The sequence below is a fragment of the Vibrio sp. B1FLJ16 genome, assembly GCF_905175385.1.
Classification (GTDB): Bacteria; Pseudomonadota; Gammaproteobacteria; order Enterobacterales; family Vibrionaceae; genus Vibrio.
Window position 1 is genome coordinate 852180 of sequence record NZ_HG992750.1, and the last position, 23378, is coordinate 875557.

The following is a 23378-nucleotide window of genomic DNA, read 5'->3' on the forward strand; positions in this document are numbered from 1 at the left end:
GTCAAATGAATCATATTGTTATCGTTGGTAATGGCATGGTCGGTCACCACCTTGTCGAGCAACTTGTTCAGAAACAAGCACATTTAGAGCATCAAATCACCGTAATTGGCGCTGAGCGCTTTATCGCTTATGACCGAGTTCAGTTGTCGTCTTTGTTTGCAGGTAAATCCCATGAAGATTTGATGTTAAGTAATCAGCAATGGTACGACTTACACGGTATTCAGCTTGTGTTGGGGAGTCAGGTAACGGGTATTGACCGTGAACAAAAACGCATTTTGCTAGATGGTGAAGACATTCTCGGCTATGACCAATTAGTACTAGCGACGGGCTCTTATCCTTTCGTGCCGCCAATTGAAGGCAAAGACCGGGAAAACGTGTTTGTATATCGAACTTTGGATGACCTTTCACAAATTAAAAACGCGTGTACTGGTGCCAAAAAAGGAGCGGTCATTGGTGGTGGGCTATTAGGTCTGGAAGCGGCAAATGCACTTAAATTGCTTGGTTTGGAAACCCATGTCATTGAGTTTGCACCACGATTAATGCCTGTCCAGCTTGATGATGGCGCAGGTTTTGTTCTTAAAGAAAAGATCGAGTCACTTGGATTAACAGTCCATACATCTACAGGTACTGAGCGAATCTGTGATGGTGAAACTGCCAGACACAGGATGGTGTTTAAAGATAAAGAGCCACTGGAAGTCGATGTCATCGTATTTTCCGCTGGTATCCGGCCACAAGATCATTTGGCAAGGTTGGCTGAGCTAGAGATCGGTGAACGTGGCGGGGTAGTGATTAACAATCAATGCCAAACCAGTGATAAAAACATCTTTGCGATTGGTGAATGTGCATTGTGGCAGGAGAAGGTATTTGGCCTCGTTGCTCCGGGTTATACCATGGCGAGAATCACAGCAGATGTTCTGACCAACAGGACAAATCAAGGTTTCACTGGCGCGGACATGAGCACCAAGCTTAAGTTACTGGGTGTGGATGTTGCTTCTATCGGTGATGCTCAAATGCAGACAGAAGGCGCGCAGGAAATGGTGCTTCAAGACGCAGTCTCAGGTGTTTATAAGAAGTTAGTTGTTGATGAAACTGGCACTCAATTGCTTGGTGCTATCTTAGTTGGTGATAACAGTGATTATGATGCGCTATTGCAATGTTATTTGAATAAAACCCCTCTTCCGGATCACGCCGCAAACCTATTATTTGACACTGGGATGTTAGACCGAGAAATGCCCGACACCGCGATAATCTGTTCTTGTCATAACGTAAGTAAAGGGGACTTGGTTGCTGAAATTAAAGCGGGCGCGACCAACCTGTCGGACCTTAAAGCAAAAACAAAAGCAGGGACTGGCTGCGGAGGTTGCAGCAACATGGTTAAGTCTGTGTTAGATGCTCAACTTGTGGCAATGGGTGTTGAAGTAAACAACGATCTTTGTGAGCACTTTGCACTTAGCCGACAGGAGTTGTTCCACATTTGTCAGGTCGAGGAGATCAAAGACTTTGATACCTTGATAGGGCGCCATGGGAAAGGTCATGGCTGTGACATCTGTAAGCCAACCGCAGCCTCCGTATTTGCGTCGCTTTGGAATGAACACATTATGGAACCTCAACTCCAGCCATTACAAGATTCTAATGATGCCTTCATGGCAAACCTGCAAAAAGACGGTTCTTATTCTGTAGTACCAAGAGTACCTGGTGGTGAAATTACGCCGGATAAACTTATTGTTCTCGGCCAAGTGGCACAGCAATATGACCTGTATACCAAGATAACGGGTGGTCAGCGTGTCGACTTGTTTGGAGCGCAACTAGAGCAACTTCCAGAGATCTGGAAAACCCTGATCGATGCCGGTTTTGAAACCGGACATGCGTACGGGAAATCAGTACGTACCGTTAAATCGTGTGTTGGTTCAACGTGGTGCCGATACGGTGTGGATGATTCAATTGGTTTAGCCATTGAGTTAGAGAACCGATACAAAGGATTACGCGCCCCTCACAAGCTCAAGTTTGCTGTTTCGGGTTGTACACGAGAGTGTGCAGAAGCGCAAAGTAAGGACATCGGGGTGATAGCTACAGAAAATGGCTGGAACCTGTATGTGTGTGGGAATGGCGGCATGAGGCCAAGGCATGCGGATTTGTTCGCATCGGACTTATCTAAAGAAGAACTTATCACCATTATTGACCGTGTCTTGATGTTCTACGTCAGAACCGCAGATCGTTTGCAGCGCACGTCTGTATGGATGGACAACTTGGAAGGTGGTTTAGACTATCTGAAACAAGTAATACTAGAAGACTCGCTCAATATATGTAATTCACTCGATGAGCAAATGAATCTCGTAGCTGACACCTATCAATGCGAGTGGAAGAGCACCTTGGAAAATCCAACCAAATTGCAGCGTTTCCGACCTTATTTAAACAGCAATGCAGCGAGTAAAGTATTGCCGTATCAACGTGTACGTGGTCAGCGTATTCCGCTAAAAGAGGAGGTGTAAATGAATACGTTAACTTCAGTATCACTGTGTAAACTTGACGAGCTAATACCCTTTGTTGGCTCAATCGTGCTACTAGACGATGAACAAGTCGCGTTGTTCTACATTCCTGAACATGGTGTGTATGCAGTGCAAGACTGGGACCCAATAGGAAAAGCTTACGTTTTGAGTAGAGGTATAGTGGGGGATATTGACGGTGAACTTTGTGTCGCATCTCCCTTATATAAACAGCATTTCTGCTTAAAAACCGGACGTTGTGTCGAAGATGAGAAGTACCAACTTAAAACATGGAAAGTCACAATAGATGGCGGGACCGTATGTTTAACGACAGATAGATAAAAATAAGGCCAGCGAATGCTGGCCTTGTTGTAACGAATATTTGGTTGTTGATTAGCGATCGGTAATCTTAGTTAACCAATTGTGAGTGTCAGGAGCTTTACCCCATTGAATATCATTCAGTGCTTGGCGTAGTTTTGTTGCAACTGGCCCCATTTCACCTGTGCCGACTTTAAATTCTTCGCCGTTGTGAATAAGAGTACCTACAGAAGTCAAAACAGCCGCAGTGCCAGAAAGCATTGCTTCGGTGCCAGGTTTGGCTGCACGCTCAAGCAACTCTTCAACAGATACTTCTCGTTCTGTTACTGTCATACCAAGATCTTTCGCAAGCGTTAAGATACTTGCGCGTGTCACACCGTGCAAAAAGCTCGAATCTAGCGCTTTAGTGATGATCTCGTTACCGTCGACTAGTAAAAAGTTTGCAGCACCGGTCTCTGTAATATACCCGTTCGGGCAGAATAGAACCTGGTCTGCTTGATATTTTTGCTTTGCTTCTAGTGTAGGAGATAAAGCACTGGCGTAGTTGCCACCACTTTTGATCATTCCCATGTGTGGAGCACAACGTTGACCAGTTTCGTCCAGTAACAGACGTAATGCATGAGCACCGCCTGAGAAATAATCTCCCACTGGAGATAACAGGATATATACCATGGATGAAAGTGATGGTGCCGCTGCTTTACCGATTGCAGGTTCTGTACCGATGTGAGTAGGACGGATGTACATAGAACCTGGTGGTTCCGGGACATCTGATGCAAACTCAGAAACAATATCAACGATCATTTTTGATACTTGCTCTTTATCAATCTCAGGTAGAGAGAGTTGCTTACTACTTTGAGCAAAGCGTTCGACATTTTGATCCATTCGAAAAATGTGTACGCTGCCATCCTCGTGACGGAATGCTTTCAGACCTTCAAAGCAAGTGCTTGAGTAATGTAATACGTGCGCGCCCGGGTGTAGTGAAATACTATCTGCTGAAACTATCTGTGTATCAGTCCATTTGTCATTTTCGAATGTTGTTAATGCCATCCTAGGCATAAACTCAGTACCAAAAGCCGCCATTGTGACTCCCTTCTTTATTATTTATGAAGCAGATAGCTCTGCTTTGTGTGATATGCGTTTGCATCGTATGTTCTTTACAAGCGTAGCGTTAACTGACAGGTAACGGCTCTAATTGATCAAAGGTGTTTAGACTGACCATAGAACGGACTAAAAAAGTATAAAGATTTTTCAATCATGACGTTATCGGCGTTACTCAAAACTGTAAAGTAAAAAGCTTTTCTTATTTTTAAGCTATTTGTAACTTAGTCTCAAGTCAATTTTACGTATTGTTAAACAACCTTGGGATATTTACTGCTGCTAGCATGGTTTAAGTGCGTGTACTGTACAATTTGACTTCACAATATTGTAGGGATCAGTCGCTAGCTAAAAAAATCCCAAGCGGTTGCTTGGGAGAAAGGAGTTAACAAGAAGTCTTAGCTCATATTCAATGTAGTACGCTATGACGCCAGCGCAACTAAACGATTGAGTTCGTGTGCATTTCTGGAAGTAAAGTAGCGATACAATTCTAATGTTTGCATGCAAGCTATTTAATATTGTGCTCATTGTCTCTACTAAAAAATCCTAGATTGAATACAGCTAAGTCCAATCTGCTCCTTGGTTTTTTTCTTTCACTTTACAACGAGTTCTGTATATCCAGTTGATTCATCCATTTTACGGCTGAAGGTGAGGTCTGGATAGCTATGGATGATCAGCTCTGCGGTGGTATCTATCAGAGTGCCTTCCATCAGATGCCCGCCCCAGACATGTCCCTGCTTGTCCGACACAGAAATGTGAACGTGTTGATGTTCAGGAGTGAGAGTCCCCATAACAGAGACGATTTCAAACGGTTCAGATTTGGATAAAGTGGATTCCGCACCGGCCAGACGAAGATTGAGCGTAGATATACATCCGGCACATGAGGCAACGGAACCTGCCTTGATGTTATGGTCTTTAACGATCTTAGCCAGTGAGCGTTTTAGATCCATACCTTTAGTCAGCCGAGTAGCAATCACGTTTATGGACATGTTATTTCCTAATCAGAACTAAAAGGCAAGATAGAGCGGAATCTAAGTCTTCATAACGCTTGGCTTTACCGAGTACGCGCATACCTTGCATATTATTGAGAATAAACCGCGCTAGGTCGGATGGCTTAAGTGTTTTAGGGACTATTTTCTCTCTCTGTGCGTTTTCTAATGCTTCGGTCAAGATCTCGATAAGGTGATCGAATAAAAAATGCCCCATGCGCAGCACATCTTCATCTTCACCAGCATGTTCAACCAACGCATTTTGAACAAAACAGCCACAACTCCGTTTGCGCTGAAGCGCAGCAAAAGACGTTAAAAATTCTTCAATCTCACGAAGTGAAGCGCCTTCGTTTTGTAAGTTAGCGAGAGAAGGAAGGGAAACCTTTTTAAGGTACGCATCAAGGGCTTCATAATAGAGTTGTTGCTTATCACCGTACGTGTTGTAAAGACTGAACCGGTTAATATTCAACTCATCGGTTAGATCGGAGATTGATGTGTTAGCAAAGCCTTTACGCCAGAACACATCCATAGCGACCAAGAGCTTCTCTTCTCGGTCAAAGTTCGCTTTTCTTGCCATATAGTTACCTGCTGGGAAATATTGCGTTATAAAGCTTCCAATCTTACTGGCTGACTAATACTTATAATTCTTGACTGAACGTTTATAAACTGGCTACAGTATAACCTAACCGAACAGTTAGATAAAGAAAAGGGTAAAACATGAAACTGTATGAAACCGCAGTGACGCCTAGTTGTAAGCGAGTAAATATCTTTTTAAAGGAGATTGGAGGCGACGTAGAACGCGTGGCGTTAAACGTACGTGAAGGCGAGAACCTAACTGAATCTTTCAAACAGAAGAGTGTGAACGGTAAGGTGCCTCTTCTAGAGTTAGATGACGGCACAACGCTTTGTGAAAGCGTCGCGATTTGCCGTTATTTTGATGAAGAGTTTAAAAACGATTTAAACTTATTTGGTGGTAATCAACGCGAACGAGCGCAAGTAGAAATGTGGCATCGCGTTGTAGAGTTCCAGGGCTTATATGCGGCCTTTCAGGCTTTTCGAAACATCTCAGCGATTTACAAAGATCGCGAGAACTGCATTAAAGAATGGGGTGAGGAATCTAAGTCTCGCGTACTAGACTTTTTGCCGACTCTGGATAAGCGCCTAAGTGAAAGTGAGTTTATCGCTACGAATAGCTTTACCATCGTTGATATCACTGGCTTTTTGTTTGTTGGATTTGCCATCAATGCACTTCAAATCGACGTTCTTGCAACCGCGCCAAACATCGCTCGTTGGTACGAGCAGATTGCCGACCGCGAAGCTTTCCAAATTTAATCTCACTTTAGATATTCGATAAAAAATTTAAGACTTTAGTAAGTTGAGATAACAAAAAACCAAGTAAAGTAATGCTGCTTTACTTGGTTGTTAGTTTTGCTGATCAGATATTATTTTGATTCTGTTGTGTACGTTGGAGATAGTAGCGCCTCCAGTTCTTCCTGTGTAAGTAGATCATCTGTTCTGAACATGCCGTTCTCATCGTCCAGTGACATCCTAGTCCGGCTAATCAGGTACCTCTTCTGAGTTGGCGTTAAGTCCTTGAGTGAGTCAATCAGCTCTCTAAAGTTGCTGCCGTTCATTGCCATAAACCCTCCGTTTTAAGCCTGTACGGATTTGTGATTCCATTTCGTATCAATAAGCGAAAATCTACTGGTTAGATTAATAGTTAATAGCTAGTAGTTCCTATTAACTATAGTTACATCTGGTGATTCCTGTTTAATTTCTTCTAAAGCTGTGACGTCTGTTCTTTTGCTAAGTCCGTCCTCGTCTGGTTAGCACCAGTTCTTGCAGCTTTAAGAACGCAGTAATGATCAGCCTACATACTAAGTTTTACCGCTAACGTGTATTTTTAACTAGGTGTTTGAAACAAAGTCATACTGATAGGATAAAGAGATAGGAAAAAAATTCGAATTAGTGTTTAAGATGTATTGGTTCAGATTAGATCTGACACTTCAATTTGAAAAGAAAAGCGAACCCAAAGGTTCGCTTTTTAATTAATTATTCATATCTAAGCCTGTTTCTAACTACAGATCCGCTGTTTCCAACTTGATATGACATGATCAACTACTAAATTAATCTTCGTAGTTTTCAATGCTTGGGCACGAACAGATTAGGTTACGGTCGCCGTAAACGTTATCTACGCGGTTTACTGTTGGCCAGTATTTCCAAGATTTAGTTGCTTTCGACGGGAAACAGCCTAATTCACGAGAGTAAGGGCGATCCCATTCTGCTGCTGCAAGATCGACTTGAGTGTGTGGTGCGTTAACCAGAGGGTTGTTCTCTAGCGGCCATTCACCGTTCTTCACTTTAGCCATCTCTTCGCGAATAGCGATCATTGCCTCACAGAAACGGTCTAGCTCTTCCAAATCTTCTGATTCAGTTGGCTCAATCATCAGTGTGCCAGCAACTGGGAACGACATCGTCGGAGCGTGGAAACCGTAGTCCATTAGACGCTTCGCGATATCTTCTTCGCTAATGCCTGTTTCTTCTTTTAGCGGACGAATATCAACGATACATTCGTGTGCTACGCGGCCATTTTTACCACGGTAAAGAATCGGGTAGTGCGGACGTAGACGCTCCATTACGTAGTTGGCGTTAAGAATTGCAACTTCAGTCGCTTCTTTAAGGCCAGCTTCACCCATCATCGCAATGTAAGCCCAAGAGATAGGCAGGATAGAAGCGCTACCTAAATCTGCTGCAGAAACTGCGTATTCTTTACCTTCAGTGCCATTTTCGATATGTCCCGGAAGGAAAGGAGCCAGGTGAGATTTAACACCGATAGGACCCATGCCCGGACCACCGCCACCGTGTGGAATACAGAAGGTTTTGTGCAAGTTCAGGTGTGAAACGTCAGAACCGATAATCCCCGGAGAGGTTAGGCCAACCTGTGCGTTCATGTTTGCACCGTCCAGGTATACCTGACCGCCAGCAGCATGAACCATTTCACACACTTCTTTAACTTGCTCTTCGTATACGCCGTGCGTAGAAGGGTAAGTGATCATGATGCTTGATAGATTGTCTTTATGCTTCTCAATCTTGTCAGCAAGATCGGACATGTCGATGTTGCCGTTTTCGTCACACTTAACTACTACCACTTTCATTGACACCATTGACGCTGTCGCAGGGTTAGTGCCGTGCGCAGAGCTTGGGATCAAACATACGTTACGGTGACCTTCGCCACGGCTGTCGTGGTAACGCTGAATCGCAATAAGACCCGCGTACTCACCAGATGCACCAGAGTTAGGCTGTAGTGAGAAATCATCGTAACCTGTGATTTCACATAGCTTCTCTTTTAGATCTTTTGCAAGAGCAGCGTAACCAGCCGCTTGCTCAAGAGGTGCGAACGGGTGGATAGAACCAAACTCAGGCCATGTTACAGGAATCATCTCTGCTGCTGCGTTCAGTTTCATCGTACAACTACCCAACGGGATCATACCGTGAGTCAGTGAGAAGTCTTTGTTCTCTAGCTGTTTCAGGTAACGCATCATTTGAGTTTCGCTGTGGTGCGTATTGAATACTGGGTGAGTCAGGAACTCAGAAGTACGGCGTAACGCTTCTGGGATTGAAGCAAACTCGTTGCTTGCGATTTCTGAAGACAACGCGTTAACGTCTTGCTTCACAAAAACACAGCAAATAGCGCTTCGATGTCAGCCGTTGTCGTTGTTTCGTCGAAGCTGATTCCTAGCTTACCATTCAATTTGCGTAGGTTGATGTCTGCAGCTTGTGCTTTAGCGTAAAGCTCTTCAGTTTTGCCATTCGTGTTAATAGTAATGGTGTCGAAGAAGCTATTGTGAGCCAGCTCGTAACCTGATTTTGTCAGGCCAGCAGCCAAGATTGCAGTCATGTGGTGAGTGCGGCGAGCGATGGTACGAAGACCTTCTGCGCCGTGGAATACAGCGTAGAAAGACGCCATGTTCGCTAGTAGTGCTTGCGCAGTACAGATGTTCGATGTCGCTTTTTCACGACGGATGTGCTGCTCACGCGTCTGCATTGCCATGCGAAGTGCCTGGTTGCCGTTTACGTCGATAGAAACACCAATAACGCGACCTGGCATTGTACGTTTATGCTTGTCACGAGTTGCCATGAATGCAGCGTGTGGACCACCGTAACCCATTGGTACGCCAAAACGTTGAGCTGAACCAATTACTACGTCTGCGCCCATTTCGCCTGCTGGTTTCAGCAGAGTAGAAGCAAGTAGGTCAGTGGCAACCGTCACTAGCGTTTTGTTTGCTTGTGCTTTTGCGATGATGTCCGTTAGGTCACGAACTTCACCCGTTGTGCCCGGGTATTGAACTAGTGCGCCAAATACGTCTTGCTCTGGAAGTGATTCAAGCGAACCAACTTGCACGTCAAAGCCAATGTACTTCGCACGAGTTTTAACTACTTCCAGTGTTTGTGGGTGAACGTCGTCAGCCACGAAGAATACATTACTCTTGCTCTTACCAGCGCGCTTACACAGAGTCATAGCTTCAGCGGCAGCGGTTGCTTCGTCAAGTAGGGAGGCGTTCGCGATTTCCATACCAGTCAGGTCCATGACCATTTGCTGGTAGTTTAGTAGCGCTTCAAGACGACCTTGAGAGATTTCTGGCTGGTAAGGTGTGTAAGCTGTGTACCAGCCTGGGTTTTCTAGTACGTTACGTAGAATAACGTTTGGCGTAAAGGTGTTGTAGTAACCTTGGCCTATAAACGTACGTTTAATTTGGTTCTGGTCAGCAAATTTACGCATCGCGACAAGCATATCTGATTCGCTTTTCGCTTCTGCTAGAGATAGCGGTTTTTCCAGACGAATTTGTGCAGGAACCGTTTCTTCGATAAGTGCGTCAAGGTTAGCAACATTGATCGCGTCCAACATTTTTTGTTGGTCAGATTTGTTTGGGCCGTTGTGGCGAGCAACGAACTCATTTTGTGTGCTGAGGCTTTGAAGTAATTCAGTCATTGTCCTTTACCTACTCCTTGTTCGGGTAACGGATTGGCTCGTTACTGATAAGCTTAATTATACTTCCGAACATTTAAAAAAAGCTGCCTTCTAAGCGGAGGCAGCTTTGTTAATCTTCCTAATTACTCTTCTTCAATCGAGTTTAGGTATTCTTCTGCGTCTTTCAGATTGTCTAGTTCTGATGGGTCAGACATCTTCACTTTAACAATCCAGCCGCCTTCGTACGGTTCTTCGTTGATTAGCTCTGGGCTATCTTCAAGCTCTTCGTTGATTTCTACAATTTCACCACTGATTGGTGCGTAGATATCTGAAGCAGCTTTTACAGACTCAACAAGAGAGAAGCTATCACCCGCTTCAATTTCGTCTTCCACTTCTGGTAGGTCTACGAATACTACGTCACCTAACATTTCTTGTGCGTGCTCAGAAATACCGATAGTTACTGTGCCATCGCCATTATCGCGTACCCACTCGTGGCTATCTGCAAACTTCAATGTGTTGTCCATTGCTTAATCTCCAAAAAATAACTGCGTTTAAATTGTTTATTGGTAAAGAGGGAAGCGATTACACAGCGCTTTCACTTCTTTGCGAACGCGTTGTTCTACTTCCGTGTTACCTTCAGGGTTTTCAACTAACCCATCCAGTACATCGCCAATCCAATTACCGATGAGCTTGAATTCTTCTTCGCCAAAGCCGCGGCTTGTGCCTGCTGGTGTACCTAAGCGGATACCCGATGTAATCATAGGCTTCTCTGAATCGAATGGGATGCCATTTTTATTACATGTGATCCCAGCACGTTCGAGAGCTTCTTCAGTTTTATTACCTTTCAAACCCTTAGGGCGAAGGTCAACTAACATCAGGTGAGTATCCGTACCGCCAGTCACAATATCGCACCCGCGAGTTTGCAATACTTCGGCTAATACTTTTGCGTTATTGATCACTGAATCAATATAAGTTTTAAACTCAGGGCCAAGCGCTTCGCCAAATGCGACTGCTTTTGCTGCGATAACATGCATTAGCGGGCCGCCTTGAAGGCCAGGGAATACCGCTGAGTTAATTTTCTTAATGATATCTTCGTAGTTGGTCAGGATCATGCCGCCACGAGGGCCGCGTAGTGTTTTGTGTGTTGTCGTCGTTACTACGTGCGCATGTGGAAGCGGGCTAGGGTGAGCACCGGTCGCGATAAGACCGGCGATGTGTGCCATATCAACCATTAGGACTGCATCTACTTCGTCTGCGATTTCACGGAATTTAGCGAAATCGATAGTACGTGGAATTGCACTACCACCTGCGATGATCATCTTTGGTTTGTGTTCAAGTGCAAGGGCACGAACATCTTCGTAATTAATTTCTAATGTTTCGCGATCAACACCGTACTGTACTGCGTTGAACCATTTACCAGATAGAGCTGGACGCGCACCGTGTGTAAGGTGGCCTCCGGCGTCCAGTGACATGCCTAAAATGGTGTCGCCTGGTTGAAGAAGTGCCAGTTTTACTGCACCGTTAGCCTGAGCACCAGAGTGAGGTTGAACGTTTGCGTATTCGCAACTAAAAAGCTTTTTCGCACGTTCGATAGCGATAGCCTCGACGGTATCGACGTGCTCACAACCACCGTAGTAACGACGTCCTGGGTAACCTTCAGCGTATTTGTTTGTTAGGCAAGTGCCCTGAGCTTGCATTACTGCTTTAGAAACAATGTTCTCAGAAGCGATAAGCTCGATTTGTTCGTTTTGGCGAGCGGATTCCGCCTGAATTCCGGCAAAGACAGCATCATCTGTCGCAGAGAGATTGGTAGAGAAAAAGTTTTCCAAGCTGTGGTTAGGGTAACTCTTATTCATGGTAGTTGACCTTCCAAATCTGAAAATGAACCCGCAGTAGATTTGTTTATTGAATTGCGATTAGGTTCATTTGTCCTCAAACAGCTGAACTGCGTAGCAGAACAGAGCGAACATCCAGCCCTAAAAGTGGGCAAAAACTCCGTTGAAACGCGCGTTAACTAATCCAATCTCACACGCCAATCTTAACGGAAAAGTGCATCTCTACATCTAACAAGGCTGTAACATAGCGTTTGCGACAAGAACAATCAATAAAAAATTTCCTATAGGAAACTAGATTTCTAAATTTGTTAACGAGAACACGGTTTAATTAACGTGGTGGACTTTTATCCACTATAGTGATCATGCACAATGGCTTTAATAACAAAATAAGGATATCAACAGAGGGATTTATGGCCGATAGTATTTACGACGAGTACCCATCGATGACGTTGGCGAAAGAAAATAATGGTGACAACATAGAACCACTTAAACTCGGTCAGCGCATCAAAGATATCCGCTCGAAACTCGGTATTACTTTGGAAGAGGCGAGCCAGCGAACCGGACTCGCCCGTTCCACACTTAGCAAAATCGAGAATGAACAGATTTCACCAACCTTCCAGGCGATGCAGAAGTTGGCACTCGGCTTACAAATAGATATGCCGCAACTATTTGAACCGCCAAGGAAAAAGGTGGCAGCGGGTCGCAGGGATATCACAAAGAAAAATGAAGGCAAACCTCACCCGACTCAAACCTATGAGCATGAGCTGCTGGCAACACAACTTTCCAATAAGAAAATGATGCCTTTCAAAAGCCAGATCCGTGCACGAAGTTTTGACGAATACAAAGATTGGGTACGTCACGACGGTGAAGAGTTTTTACTTATCTTATCGGGCGAAGTTAGGTTCTATTCTGAGTTCTACGAGCCTGTTGTTTTGAGTGAAGGAGATAGTGTCTATTACGATGCTAATATGGGACATATGTTAACCAGCGTGAGTGAAGAAGATGCACAGATTCTTTGGGTCACTGCGAAGTAATGATAAAAAGCTGTAAATTTCCTATAGTGAAGGCAAACGATTGCTATTGATCGGAAATCAGTTAAAATGGCGCTCTGTTGATGATATATCAATCAATTTAGCGCCTTTTTTATGCGCTTTAATGTGATTGAAATGTTAAAAGTCACACTTTTGAAAGCTGACAGTCGTCTTGTTCGTGCAAAATTAGAGTAAGCGTGTTTATTATTGGAAACACACCGACATCATCCTCGGGTCTATCTAAACGGAGACGAAAATGACTCAAGAACTTCTTAAAACACCACTGCATGCACTTCATGTTGAAGTTGGCGCAAAGATGGTCCCGTTCGCGGGTTACGATATGCCAGTTCAGTACCCACTAGGCGTTAAAAAGGAACACTTACACACTCGTGATGCCGCTGGTCTGTTTGATGTTTCTCACATGGGTCAACTTCGTTTGATTGGTGAGGGCGCAGCAGCATTCCTGGAGACATTGGTTCCTGTAGATATTATCGATCTTCCTCAAGGTAACCAACGCTACGCTTTCTTCACCAATGAGCAAGGCGGAATCATGGATGACCTGATGGTAGCGAATCTTGGCGATCATCTGTTCGTTGTTGTAAACGCGGCTTGTAAAGATCAGGACATCAACCATCTTAAAACTCACCTGCCTGCAGGTGTAGAGCTGGAAGTGATTGAAGATCGCGCACTGCTTGCTCTTCAAGGGCCAAAAGCGGCAGAAGTACTTAAGCGTTTTAACGCTGAAGTAGCGGATATGCTGTTTATGGACGTGAAGAAGTTAGAAATCTCAGGTGTCGAATGTATTGTCAGCCGCAGTGGTTACACTGGCGAAGATGGTTACGAAATCTCGGTACCTAACACTCATGCGGAAGAGCTGGCACGTAAGCTAACTGTAGAATCTGAAGTAGAGTGGATCGGCCTTGGCGCACGTGATTCATTACGTCTCGAATGTGGCCTTTGCCTGTACGGTCACGACTTGGATACAACAACGACACCAGTTGAAGCTAGTCTGCTATGGGGCATCCAAAAAGTTCGTCGCGCGGGCGGTGAGCGTGAAGGTGGTTTCCCTGGTGCTGACGTTATTCTTAAGCAAATTGAAAGCAAAGATGTTGCACGCAAACGTGTTGGCCTAGTTGGTCAGACAAAAGCACCTGTTCGTGAAGGCGTTGAACTGTTTGATGCTGACGGAAATCAGATCGGTGTAGTTACCAGTGGTACTGCAGGTCCGAATGCAGGCAAACCGGTTTCTATGGGTTATGTTCGCGCAGACCTTGCGGCTATCGGTACTGAGCTTTTTGCAGAAGTACGCGGTAAAATGCTACCTATGACAGTAGAAAAAATGCCATTCGTACCTCAACGCTACTATCGTGGTTAATTAGCGCGCTGTTAAGTGAAGCGTGGGTAAGTAAAGCGCGCTTCGTGAAGGTTTTACTAAAATGCCGGGCTATTTAGCCCGGCATTTTTTATAGTTTTGAATTTATATGCTATCTATGCTGTCAAGTTTTTAGGCCAAGATATCAATGAATTAGCTGACGGCACTATCGATAGTACAACACATGTCAATTACGATATCTTCCAGTTTCTCTGGATGGATCATTTCTTCTTTCGCAATGTTGAACTGACTTGCCACAATTGTGTTAAACAACTCCCAATGTTTGATCAGCATACGTTCTTTATTATCAGCTATATCAGGCCAAGTTTGCTGCATCATTGGCGCTAAGCTAACAGCCCCATGTGCGAAAAGCAGCATTTGCCATTTTGATTCCCAATGATCAATTTGCGCGTCTGGGTATTCTTTGTTGTAGAGTTCAAAAATACCTGAAAATACGGATGCAAACTTTTCTTTAGACTTTACGAAGTAATCAAACAGGGGTTCGTTACCTTCACGAATTGAATCTGCGATGATCTGTATAGGGTGCGGGTTAACTAAAGCAAATGCCAGCATGCGGACCATAAACAGGTAAATCTTTTTGTTTGAAGGCGTATCTTCCGGCATTTGGTTGATGAGTTCGGCCATGTAGTCCTGCATGTACTCGTCCATGGTGTCACTCACCGCTTGCCAGATTTTTTCTTTGCTGCCGAAGTGGTGGCGAATCAAACTATGTGAAACACCGGCTTTTTCACTGATGTTTCTGAGCGAGACGCGAGAAAAACCAAGTTCACAAAACATATCTGCTGCCACTTTGAGAATGACGCATTTTGTGTGTTCTGCTGCTTCAGCACTTCGTCTGCCTTGCTTTCTTTCACTCATAGTTCGAAGTTATCCCGAATAATAATCAACGCGTTACTTTTACCAGAACTGTGCCTATTTGACTAATTTATTTATTACACGTATGGAAAATATATTGATCTATCTCAATTTCCAAATATACTGCACGAGTGTGTAGTATATTTGCTTATGGAGAAAACGGTGCGTAAACAAAATTTAAAACGCACTTTGGTTGGTGCTGCTGTGACGTTGAGTCTTGCTGGTGTGCTAACCGGGTGTAACAAGGCTGTATCAGAGCCACTAGAGACTTTGGTCAAACCGGTAAAACTACTGGCAGTCAAAGATCTGTCTGTTGAAGATTCTGATGCCTTTCTTGCACGGATTGATGCAACGCACCGTGCACAGCTTTCTTTTCAGGTTAGTGGAGAAATCGAGCAGTTGTTAGTCCGAATGGGCCATGAGGTTAAAGAAGGCGACGTATTAGCCACATTAGATCCTAAAGACCTCCAACTGGCTTTAGATTCCGCCCAGGCACAATATGCACTGGCTAAAACTAAATGGCAGCGTGCGAAGAGTTTACATAGTAAGAAGCTCATCAGTACCGACGAGTATGATCAACAAGAAACGCAGTATAAAGCGGCTTTAGCCAGCCTTGAGCAGGCAAAAACTGACCTGAGTTACACAAAAATACAAGCACCTTTTGATGGCGTAGTTTCTTACACCTACGTAAAACCTTTCCAGGTGGTTGGTGAAAAGCAGGAAATCTTAAACCTTATCGACAACACTTCGCTGGATGTCTCTTTTACGTTACCTGTAACTTATGCCGAATCTGTTTCACTTTCTTCTCTTCAAAATGCTGATATGTGGGTAACGATGGACAGCGAACCGGGTAAGCGAATACCGGGCACTTTCAAAGAGATTTCTACTCAGCCTAATACAGACACCAACAGCTATGAAGCCATCGTGACCATTACGCGTCCTTCTGATCGTAATTTGCTTACTGGTATGACAGGGCAGGTGCACATTGCGAAGCAGGATGTGTCTGATGTTCAAACATTGCCGGAGTCTGCATGGGTGAATAAAGAGAGTAAAAAAGGTCAAGTCTGGGTGATGGACGGAAAAACTCAGAAAGTACAAAAGGTGACCGTGTCATTAAACGATGCTGGAGGTGTTGAGTCTGGTTTAGATAAGGATGATTACGTGGTGATTGCAGGTGTTGAACGTCTGGCAGAAGGCCAGGTTGTAAAAGCCTGGGTTAGGGAGGGGGGCATTTAATGAAACGTTCATTGTTTACGATTTCAGCGATATCCCTAGCTTTACTTACCGGATGTCAAGGTGATAACCAAGAGGCTACTGACCACCCGCTTTATGTTTCTACAGTATCGGTCGATTCGCCTGTAAAGAGCCAGTTTCGTGGATTTAAAGGCCTTGTTGTCCCGGCAGAGCAGACACCGATTGCATTTCGTCGCGCAGGTGAGATTCAGCACGTGCTTGTTAAATCGGGGGACGTGGTCAAGCAAGGTCAGATGCTGGCAAAGCTTGATGATAGCAAAGAGAAGCAAGCTGTGAACGATGCAGAAGCGCAATACAACTTAGCCATACGTCAATTGAAGCGTGGCGAAGAGCTGCATGAACGCCAGATGATCTCGAAAGCGGAACTAGATGAACTCACCGCCAATAAAGAGCTGGCAGAAGCGAACTTTCACAGCGCGACCAACCAGTTAAACTATACCCGCCTGTTTGCACCATTTTCAGGCAAGGTCTCTGACGTTTTCAAAGAGCGTTTTGAGCGTGTTGCCGCAGGCGAGTCAGTACTCGAACTGTATCAAAACAATTTGGTTTATGTACGTATTGAACTGTCGGATAACGTGCTGGCGCAAGTGAATCCGAATTCAGAAAACATGAGCTACAAACCTCGTGCGACATTTTCGGGCGTTACAAACAGCTATTCACTCGATTACCTGGAACATACGAGTGAGCCTAACGCTGAGACGCAAACTTACGAACTTTATTTAACGATGCCTCAGCCAGAAAAAGAAATTCTGCCTGGTACGAGTGTCAGCGTGATGGTCGACATGGTTGAAGCCGGTATCAGTTCCATTTACGGTTACAAGATTCCTGTGACTGCACTTCAGGCAGGAAGTGAGAGTCATGCATTTTCTGTATGGAAGATAAACGGTGATGTTGTCACTGAAGTACCGGTAAATATTTCTCAGGTTAACGGAGAAGGTGCGATTGTCTCATCGGGTATTAACCAGGGGGACGTGTTGGTTAACTCAAACCTTCGTAAGTTACGCGAAGGCAAACATGTGGAAGTTGTGGAGAAGGGACAATAATGAACATTGCTGAGTATTCCATAAAAAACAGAGTCATCAGTTGGCTGTTCATTGTTATTCTTGCCATTGGTGGTGTTACGTCATTTCTTGAACTCGGAAGACTGGAAGACCCTGCTTTCACCATCAAAGATGCGATGATTGTAGCCACGTATCCAGGAGCGACGTCTAAGGAAGTTGAAGAAGAGCTCACGTATCCGCTAGAAAAGGAAATTCGAAAGCTGCCGTACATCGACAATATTACGTCCACGTCGTCGGATGGTATGTCGCAAATCATGGTGAGCATGAAAATGGACTACGGTCCTGACGAGTTACCGCAAATCTGGGATGAAATGCGACGTCAAATCAATGATCTACGACCAAACTTTCCGCAAGGTGTGCAATCTCTTCAGATCATAGATGACTTTGGTGATGTTTATGGTGTGATGTTGATGCTGACGGGAGACGATTATAACTACGTTGAGCTTAAGCGCTACGCAGATCACCTGACTCGTGAGCTGGAGTTAGTCGACGGTGTCGGAAAAGTGGATGTTGCTGGTGATCAACAGGAAATGCTGTTTGTCGAAATATCTCTTGATCGTCTCGCTTCTCTGAACCTGGATATGAATGTCATTTCTAGCCTGTTAAACGAGCAGAACAATGTGGTTTCAGCTGGCGAAGTAATGGTAAACGGTGAAAGTCTTATCATTCGTCCAAGTGGTACGCTAAATACAGTAGAAGAACTCGGTAACCTGATCATTCACGGACGCGATACCGGTAACCTTATCCGCTTAAAGGATGTGGCTACCATTACACGCGGCATTCAGGAAAAGCCGGGCAACGTTATTCTGTTTAATGGCAAGAAAGCAATTAACATCGGTATCTCATTCGCTTCTGGCGTTAACGTTGTTGAAGTCGGTGAGCGCCTTGACGCTGAACTTAGCAGCCTTGAGTCGATTAAGCCTGCCGGGATTGATTTAAGCTACTTCTATAATCAGGCAAATGAAGTTGATCAGTCTGTTAAAGCGTTTGTTGTCAGCTTAGGTGAAGCCGTAGCGATCGTTATTATTGTACTGCTGTTTACGATGGGATTACGTAGCGGTGTGATCATTGGCGTTGTTCTGCTACTGACGGTGTTTGGTACCTTCATACTGATGAACTACAACAATATCGAACTGCACCGAATTTCTCTAGGCGCGTTGATCATTGCTTTAGGTATGTTGGTGGATAATGCCATTGTTGTGGTCGAAGGGATATTAGTCGGACTTCAGAAAGGCAGAACGAAACTACAAGCTGCGGTTGATATTGTAAAACAGACTCAGTGGCCGTTGCTCGGTGCGACGATTATTGCGATTACTGCTTTTGCGCCAATTGGTCTCTCTCAGGATGCGACCGGTGAATTTATGGGATCGCTTTTCTGGGTACTTTGCTTTTCACTGTTCCTGAGTTGGGTTACCGCAATTACACTGACTCCGTTCTTGGCTGACTTACTGCTAAAAGAGCAAGACAAAGAGGTTGGCTCTGAAAATGAAGACCCTTATAAAGGCTGGCTGTTCGTTGTGTTCGGTGCGTCTTTAAAATTTGCTTTGCGATTCCGTTGGCTAACGGTTGTCGGTATGGTGGCATTACTTGCCGCGGCTGTTGTGGCATTCGGGAATGTTAAGCAGCAGTTCTTCCCGCCTTCCAACACACCGATGTTCTATGTCGATATGTGGATGCCTGAAGGGACGGATATCCGTGAGACGATCAAAAAAGCTGAAGCAGTAGAGAGCTATATAAGACAACAGGAAGACATCGACTTTGTATCAGTGTCGATTGGTCAGGGCTTGCAGCGTTTTGTACTGACCTATCAACCGGAGAAAAGCTACGAAGCGTATGCTCAATTTCAGGTCAGAACAACTGATCGTGAGAATATGTTTAAGCTTTTGGATAAGCTCGATGCCAGCTTAGCGAAGGCGTTTAATGAGCCAACATTCCAGTTTAAGCTGATGGAGTTTGGCCCATCTCCAGCATCGAAAATTGAAGCCCGAATCACCGGACCGGATCCGCAGGTATTGCGTGATATTGCGGTTAAAGTTGAAGATGTTCTGAGTACCGATCCTGGTGCGCGTAACATACGTCATGACTGGCGCGAGCGTACTAAAGAGTTGGTTCCGGTATTTAACGAGTCCAAAGCCCGTCGTCTGGGAATTTCGAAAGAAGATCTTTCGAGCACATTACAGATGTCATTTGGTGGCAGCACGCTGGGTTATCTGCGTGATGGTACGCATACGCTACCAATCATGACGCGCCTGCCAGAGGCGGAACGTGTTGACTTCGAGTCACTTCAAAATGTGAAAATCTGGAGCCCTTCACTTCAAACTTATATACCTGTAGATCAGGTGATAGATGGTGTGAAACTAGACTGGGGTGAGCCACTGATCCAGCGCCGAGACCGCAAACGTACTCTGACCGTTCTGGCGGACCACGATGTACTGAGTGATGATACCGCAGCGAGTTTGTTCGCGCGCGTTCAACCAAAAGTAATGGAGCTACACCTGCCTGATGGCTACGAAATTACGTGGGGCGGGGAGTACGAATCATCGAAAGATGCACAAGAAGGCTTGTTTGGCTCATTGCCAATGGGTTACTTGCTGATGTTCATCATTACCATCTTGCTGTTTAACTCGATCAAAAAGCCGCTGGTTATCTGGTTTACTGTGCCGTTGTCCATTATTGGTGTGTCATTCGGTTTGTTGACGACAAATATGCCATTCAGTTTCACCGCTTTCTTAGGTTTATTGAGTCTGAGCGGAATGATATTGAAAAACGGTATTGTGTTACTCGACCAAATTAACCTTGAACTGGAGTCAGGTAAAGACCCGTACCTTGCGATTGTAGACAGTGCGATCAGCCGTGTGCGTCCGGTGAGTATGGCGGCGTTGACCACAATACTAGGGTTGATTCCGCTAATGTTTGATGCCTTCTTTGGCTCAATGGCAATTACGATTATGGCAGGACTTGGTTTTGCTACAGTACTGACACTCATAGTTGTGCCGGTAATGTTTGCGATTCTGTTTAGGATTAGATCGACCACTGCATAAGGGACCCCTGACAATAATACCAATCGTAGTAAATAACTGGTCACTATAGCTTGTTAAAACCCTTGATAACTGCGTTAAAAATTTTGATTGTAGAATAACTACTTATCGAAAATTTTTGCCTTGTTCTCAAGCATTTTTCCTACGCTACTTCTGATCACTTATTTGCTGTGATTGGTATAAGTCAGTTTCCTGCCTGGCCCTGAGGATTTTCCTCAGGGCTTTTTTCGTTAATAAAAAAGCCTCCCTATACCGGAGTATGAGGGAGGCATTGGGTGCCAAATGAGGGTGGCGTTTATAAACGGTTTAAATTAAGCAGTGACTTCTTGTTTTGCTTCTGCTTTATTTTTCAGGAATGCGTAGGTGAAACCTGTAACCGCTGTACCTGCAGCAATCGCTACCAGGTACATCAATACTGGTGTAATAGCGTTAGGAATAAGCAGTACGAACAGACCACCGTGTGGTGCCATTAGTTTTGCACCAAACAGCATTGAAAGTGCACCCGTTAGAGCACCACCAGCCATACAAGCTGGGATTACACGCATTGGGTCCTTTGCTGCAAATGGGATTGCACCCTCAGAGATGAAACATAAGCCCAGAACAAATGATGCTTTACCTGCCTCACGCTCACTCTCTTCAAACTTGTTCTTAGCAATGAAAGTCGCTAAACCCATACCAAGCGCAGGAACCATACCCGCCGCCATAATTGCCGCCATTGGCGCGTAAGTTTGAGAAGCTAAAAGGCCAACACCAAATGCGTAAGCGGCTTTGTTTACCGGGCCACCTAAGTCGAAACACATCATCGCGCCAAGGATAATACCCAGTAGTACCGCGCGTTCTGAACCCATGTTGTTTAGGAATTCAGTCAATCCATTCATGATGCCAGCAACCGGACCACCAACGATGTAAATCATCACCAAGCCAGTGAACAGGGTCGCGACAAATGGAATGATAAGGATCGGTTTCAATGCTTCCATCGACTGAGGCAGGCTGACTTTATCTGCAAGAAATTTTGCTGCGTAACCTGCAATGAAACCTGCGGCGATACCACCCAGGAAACCTGAGCCGATAGAGCTGGCCAGCATACCACCAACCAGACCCGGAGCCAGACCAGGACGGTCCGCGATAGAGAACGCAATGTAGCCAGCAAGAACAGGGATCATCAGAGCAAACGCGGAACCGCCACCAATATTCATCAGTGCTGCAGCTAATGTACCTTCCTCTTTAAACGCTTCGATACCAAATACGAAGGACAGGGCAATGATCAAACCGCCGGCAACAACAACAGGAAGCATGTGTGACACACCTGTCATGAGGTGCTTATAAACACCTTTTTTCTCTTCAGTTGCTGATGCACTTGAAGAGCCTGTGTGTTGATACACTGTCGCTTGTTCAAAGGCTTTATCCATCTCTTCGGCGGTTTTCTTAAGTGCAGGGCCAGTTTTTGTGCGGTACATTTTTTTACCGTTGAAGCGATCAAGCGGTACTTCTATGTCGGCTGCGATGATCACCAGATCTGCGTCTGCGATTTCCTGATCGGTTAGCTGGTTCTTCGCACCCACAGAGCCGCGAGTTTCAACCTTGATTTGGTGACCACGACGTTTGCCTTCTTCATCCAGTGCTTCTGCTGCCATGAAGGTATGTGCAACACCTGTCGGACAAGCGGTGATTGCCACAATTTTCTTCACGGAAGAAGCTGTGCTTTCAAGTTCAGCTGGTGCGGTAATGGTTGTCGCTTGCTCAAGCACGTCTGCGTTTTCAACAGCAGTTTGTAGAAATGTAATCGCATCCTTTGCTACAGAACTGATATCTGCTTGATATACTTTTTTGCCAACGAAACGGGAAGTATCAACTGGTGTATTTGCCGCGATGATGATGGCTTCAGCCTGTTCAATGTCAGTGTTTGATAACAGAGTTGGCTCAATGACGCTCGATTGGCATTCAATTTTGGCGCTCCAGCCAAGTTTAGAAGCCGCTTGTTCTAATAATCCTGCAGCAAGGATGCTGTTTGCAACACCACTTGGACAGGCTGTAATAATGGCAATATTCATCTTCCGTTCCTTAGTTATTGTCTAAGTCTGTAATAGGGTTAAGCTCACTAACCTGAGTTTGCAGCTTAATGTTTTCCAGTTCTTCATGACTGGTAAGTCCAACGCCAACCTGGCTAACTGCAAGCGCAGATAGTGCAGTGGCGAAGCGTAGTAAATCGTGTTTAGGCATCACTTGCATGTGACCCCAGCACAAGCCTGCTACCAGTGTGTCACCAGCGCCTACGGTGCTGACTACGTCCATTTTTGGTGGTTGCGCGCGCAGCCATTTACCTTGGTTTAACCACATCACACCATCGGCTCCCATAGAAACAACAATGTTCTCAATGCCTTTATCGCTAAGCGTCTGTGCTGCTTTCTGGCACTGCTGTGGTGTTTCCAGATGCACACCAACGAAATCACTGAGCTCTTCATCGTTTGGTTTGATAAGCCAAGGATGCGCTTCAATACCTGCGCTTAGTGCTGCTTTGCTGCTATCAAACAGAACTTTTTTACCCAGCTGATGGAGTTTTTCAATCCATGCAGCGCATAGCTCAGGCGTCACGCCGCCCGGCAGACTGCCAGCTAACACAAAGTAGTCATGTGTTTCTGCCAGTGTGAACAGCGTCTGTTCGAAACGAGAGATGTCATCAGCAGTAACTTGAACACCAGGGAAGTTGATGTCGCTGACCTCACCATTTGATTCAACTAACTTCACGTTGATGCGGGTGGAGCCATTGACTTCAACAAACTCGTTTTTAACACCAATGTCTTCAAATAGCTGGTGGAACAGCTCAGGATTGTCTTTACCTAAAAAGCCAGTCACGGTAACGTCTGCACCCAAATCGCTAAGAACTTTTGCCACGTTAACGCCTTTGCCGGCGGCGTGCAGGCTGCTCTGTTGAACCAGGCTAACTGACCCGACTTTTAACGTTTCAACAGCACCCGTCAAATCCAGTGCGGGGTTGAGCGTAACTGTGACAACTTTGCTTGTTTTTGTGCTAGTCCGTGTTTGCGTATTTGTCATGGA

The 23378-nt window shown here is 45.1% G+C and carries 17 protein-coding genes and 1 pseudogene; 8 read left to right on the forward strand and 10 right to left on the reverse strand.

Going from position 1 to position 23378, the window contains the following annotated elements; genetic code table 11:
• The first annotated feature begins 5 nt into the window (after positions 1–5).
• The gene (gene nirB, locus KHN79_RS17855; RefSeq protein ID WP_182009365.1) at positions 6–2489 is read left to right on the forward strand and encodes a nitrite reductase large subunit NirB; all 2484 of its coding nucleotides are present in this window, start codon (positions 6–8) and stop codon (positions 2487–2489) included.
• Positions 2490–2825, forward strand: a complete 336-nt coding sequence (nirD, locus tag KHN79_RS17860) for a nitrite reductase small subunit NirD (protein ID WP_182009364.1) — start codon at positions 2490–2492, stop codon at positions 2823–2825.
• Between the two features lie 51 nt (positions 2826–2876).
• On the opposite strand, the gene KHN79_RS17865 is transcribed toward nirD, so the two are convergent.
• The 3 genes from KHN79_RS17865 to KHN79_RS17875 all read right to left on the reverse strand — a co-directional run bounded on the left by KHN79_RS17865 (position 2877) and on the right by KHN79_RS17875 (position 5462).
• Positions 2877–3881, reverse strand: a complete 1005-nt coding sequence (locus KHN79_RS17865) for a branched-chain amino acid aminotransferase (RefSeq protein ID WP_182009363.1) — start codon at positions 3879–3881, stop codon at positions 2877–2879.
• Positions 3882–4489: 608 nt separating this feature from the next.
• On the reverse strand, positions 4490–4885 hold the full coding sequence (locus KHN79_RS17870; RefSeq protein ID WP_182009362.1) for a DUF296 domain-containing protein: 396 nt from the start codon (positions 4883–4885) through the stop codon (positions 4490–4492).
• Position 4886: 1 nt separating this feature from the next.
• Positions 4887–5462, reverse strand: a complete 576-nt coding sequence (locus tag KHN79_RS17875; RefSeq protein WP_182009361.1) for a TetR/AcrR family transcriptional regulator — start codon at positions 5460–5462, stop codon at positions 4887–4889.
• A gap of 140 nt (positions 5463–5602) precedes the next feature.
• Between KHN79_RS17875 and KHN79_RS17880 the strand changes: the two genes are divergently transcribed.
• Positions 5603–6217, forward strand: a complete 615-nt coding sequence (locus tag KHN79_RS17880) for a glutathione S-transferase (RefSeq protein ID WP_182009360.1) — start codon at positions 5603–5605, stop codon at positions 6215–6217.
• 110 nt (positions 6218–6327) lie between these two features.
• Here KHN79_RS17880 and KHN79_RS17885 read toward each other — a convergent pair whose 3' ends face one another.
• The 4 genes and pseudogenes from KHN79_RS17885 to KHN79_RS17900 form a co-directional block, all read right to left on the reverse strand.
• Complete coding sequence (locus KHN79_RS17885; RefSeq protein ID WP_182009411.1) at positions 6328–6519, reverse strand: hypothetical protein; 192 nt, start codon at positions 6517–6519, stop codon at positions 6328–6330.
• Positions 6520–7011: 492 nt separating this feature from the next.
• Positions 7012–9875 (reverse strand): annotated as a pseudogene (gene gcvP, locus KHN79_RS17890) (aminomethyl-transferring glycine dehydrogenase).
• A gap of 122 nt (positions 9876–9997) precedes the next feature.
• Positions 9998–10378, reverse strand: coding sequence for a glycine cleavage system protein GcvH (gene gcvH / locus KHN79_RS17895; protein WP_182009358.1), 381 nt, complete (start codon positions 10376–10378; stop codon positions 9998–10000).
• A gap of 36 nt (positions 10379–10414) precedes the next feature.
• Positions 10415–11710, reverse strand: a complete 1296-nt coding sequence (locus KHN79_RS17900; RefSeq protein ID WP_182009357.1) for a serine hydroxymethyltransferase — start codon at positions 11708–11710, stop codon at positions 10415–10417.
• A gap of 389 nt (positions 11711–12099) precedes the next feature.
• On the opposite strand from KHN79_RS17900, the gene KHN79_RS17905 reads away from it, so the two are divergent.
• Both KHN79_RS17905 and gcvT read left to right on the forward strand, forming a co-directional pair.
• Positions 12100–12723: an XRE family transcriptional regulator gene (locus KHN79_RS17905; RefSeq protein ID WP_182009356.1), complete on the forward strand. Its 624-nt coding sequence runs from the start codon at positions 12100–12102 to the stop codon at positions 12721–12723.
• A gap of 253 nt (positions 12724–12976) precedes the next feature.
• On the forward strand, positions 12977–14095 hold the full coding sequence (gene gcvT / locus KHN79_RS17910; protein WP_182009355.1) for a glycine cleavage system aminomethyltransferase GcvT: 1119 nt from the start codon (positions 12977–12979) through the stop codon (positions 14093–14095).
• A gap of 150 nt (positions 14096–14245) precedes the next feature.
• Here gcvT and KHN79_RS17915 read toward each other — a convergent pair whose 3' ends face one another.
• Positions 14246–14971: a TetR/AcrR family transcriptional regulator gene (locus KHN79_RS17915; RefSeq protein WP_182009354.1), complete on the reverse strand. Its 726-nt coding sequence runs from the start codon at positions 14969–14971 to the stop codon at positions 14246–14248.
• 159 nt (positions 14972–15130) lie between these two features.
• Here KHN79_RS17915 and KHN79_RS17920 point away from each other — a divergent pair, with 159 nt between their 5' ends.
• Genes KHN79_RS17920 through KHN79_RS17930 form a run of 3 tightly spaced genes read left to right on the forward strand, consistent with a single transcriptional unit; the run spans position 15131 to position 20324 of the window.
• Positions 15131–16204: an efflux RND transporter periplasmic adaptor subunit gene (locus KHN79_RS17920; RefSeq protein WP_280519663.1), complete on the forward strand. Its 1074-nt coding sequence runs from the start codon at positions 15131–15133 to the stop codon at positions 16202–16204.
• A complete protein-coding gene (locus tag KHN79_RS17925; protein WP_182009352.1) occupies positions 16204–17265 on the forward strand; it encodes an efflux RND transporter periplasmic adaptor subunit in 1062 nt (353 codons plus the stop codon). The genes KHN79_RS17920 and KHN79_RS17925 overlap by 1 nt, the downstream gene beginning before the upstream one ends.
• Complete coding sequence (locus tag KHN79_RS17930) at positions 17265–20324, forward strand: efflux RND transporter permease subunit (RefSeq protein WP_182009351.1); 3060 nt, start codon at positions 17265–17267, stop codon at positions 20322–20324. The genes KHN79_RS17925 and KHN79_RS17930 overlap by 1 nt, the downstream gene beginning before the upstream one ends.
• 308 nt (positions 20325–20632) lie before the next feature.
• Here the strand turns inward: KHN79_RS17930 and fruA are convergent, their stop codons facing one another.
• Both fruA and pfkB read right to left on the reverse strand, forming a co-directional pair.
• On the reverse strand, positions 20633–22372 hold the full coding sequence (gene fruA / locus KHN79_RS17935; RefSeq protein WP_182009350.1) for a PTS fructose transporter subunit IIBC: 1740 nt from the start codon (positions 22370–22372) through the stop codon (positions 20633–20635).
• A 10-nt stretch (positions 22373–22382) separates the two neighbouring features.
• Complete coding sequence (gene pfkB / locus KHN79_RS17940) at positions 22383–23375, reverse strand: 1-phosphofructokinase (RefSeq protein WP_182009349.1); 993 nt, start codon at positions 23373–23375, stop codon at positions 22383–22385.
• Positions 23376–23378: the final 3 nt, after the last annotated feature.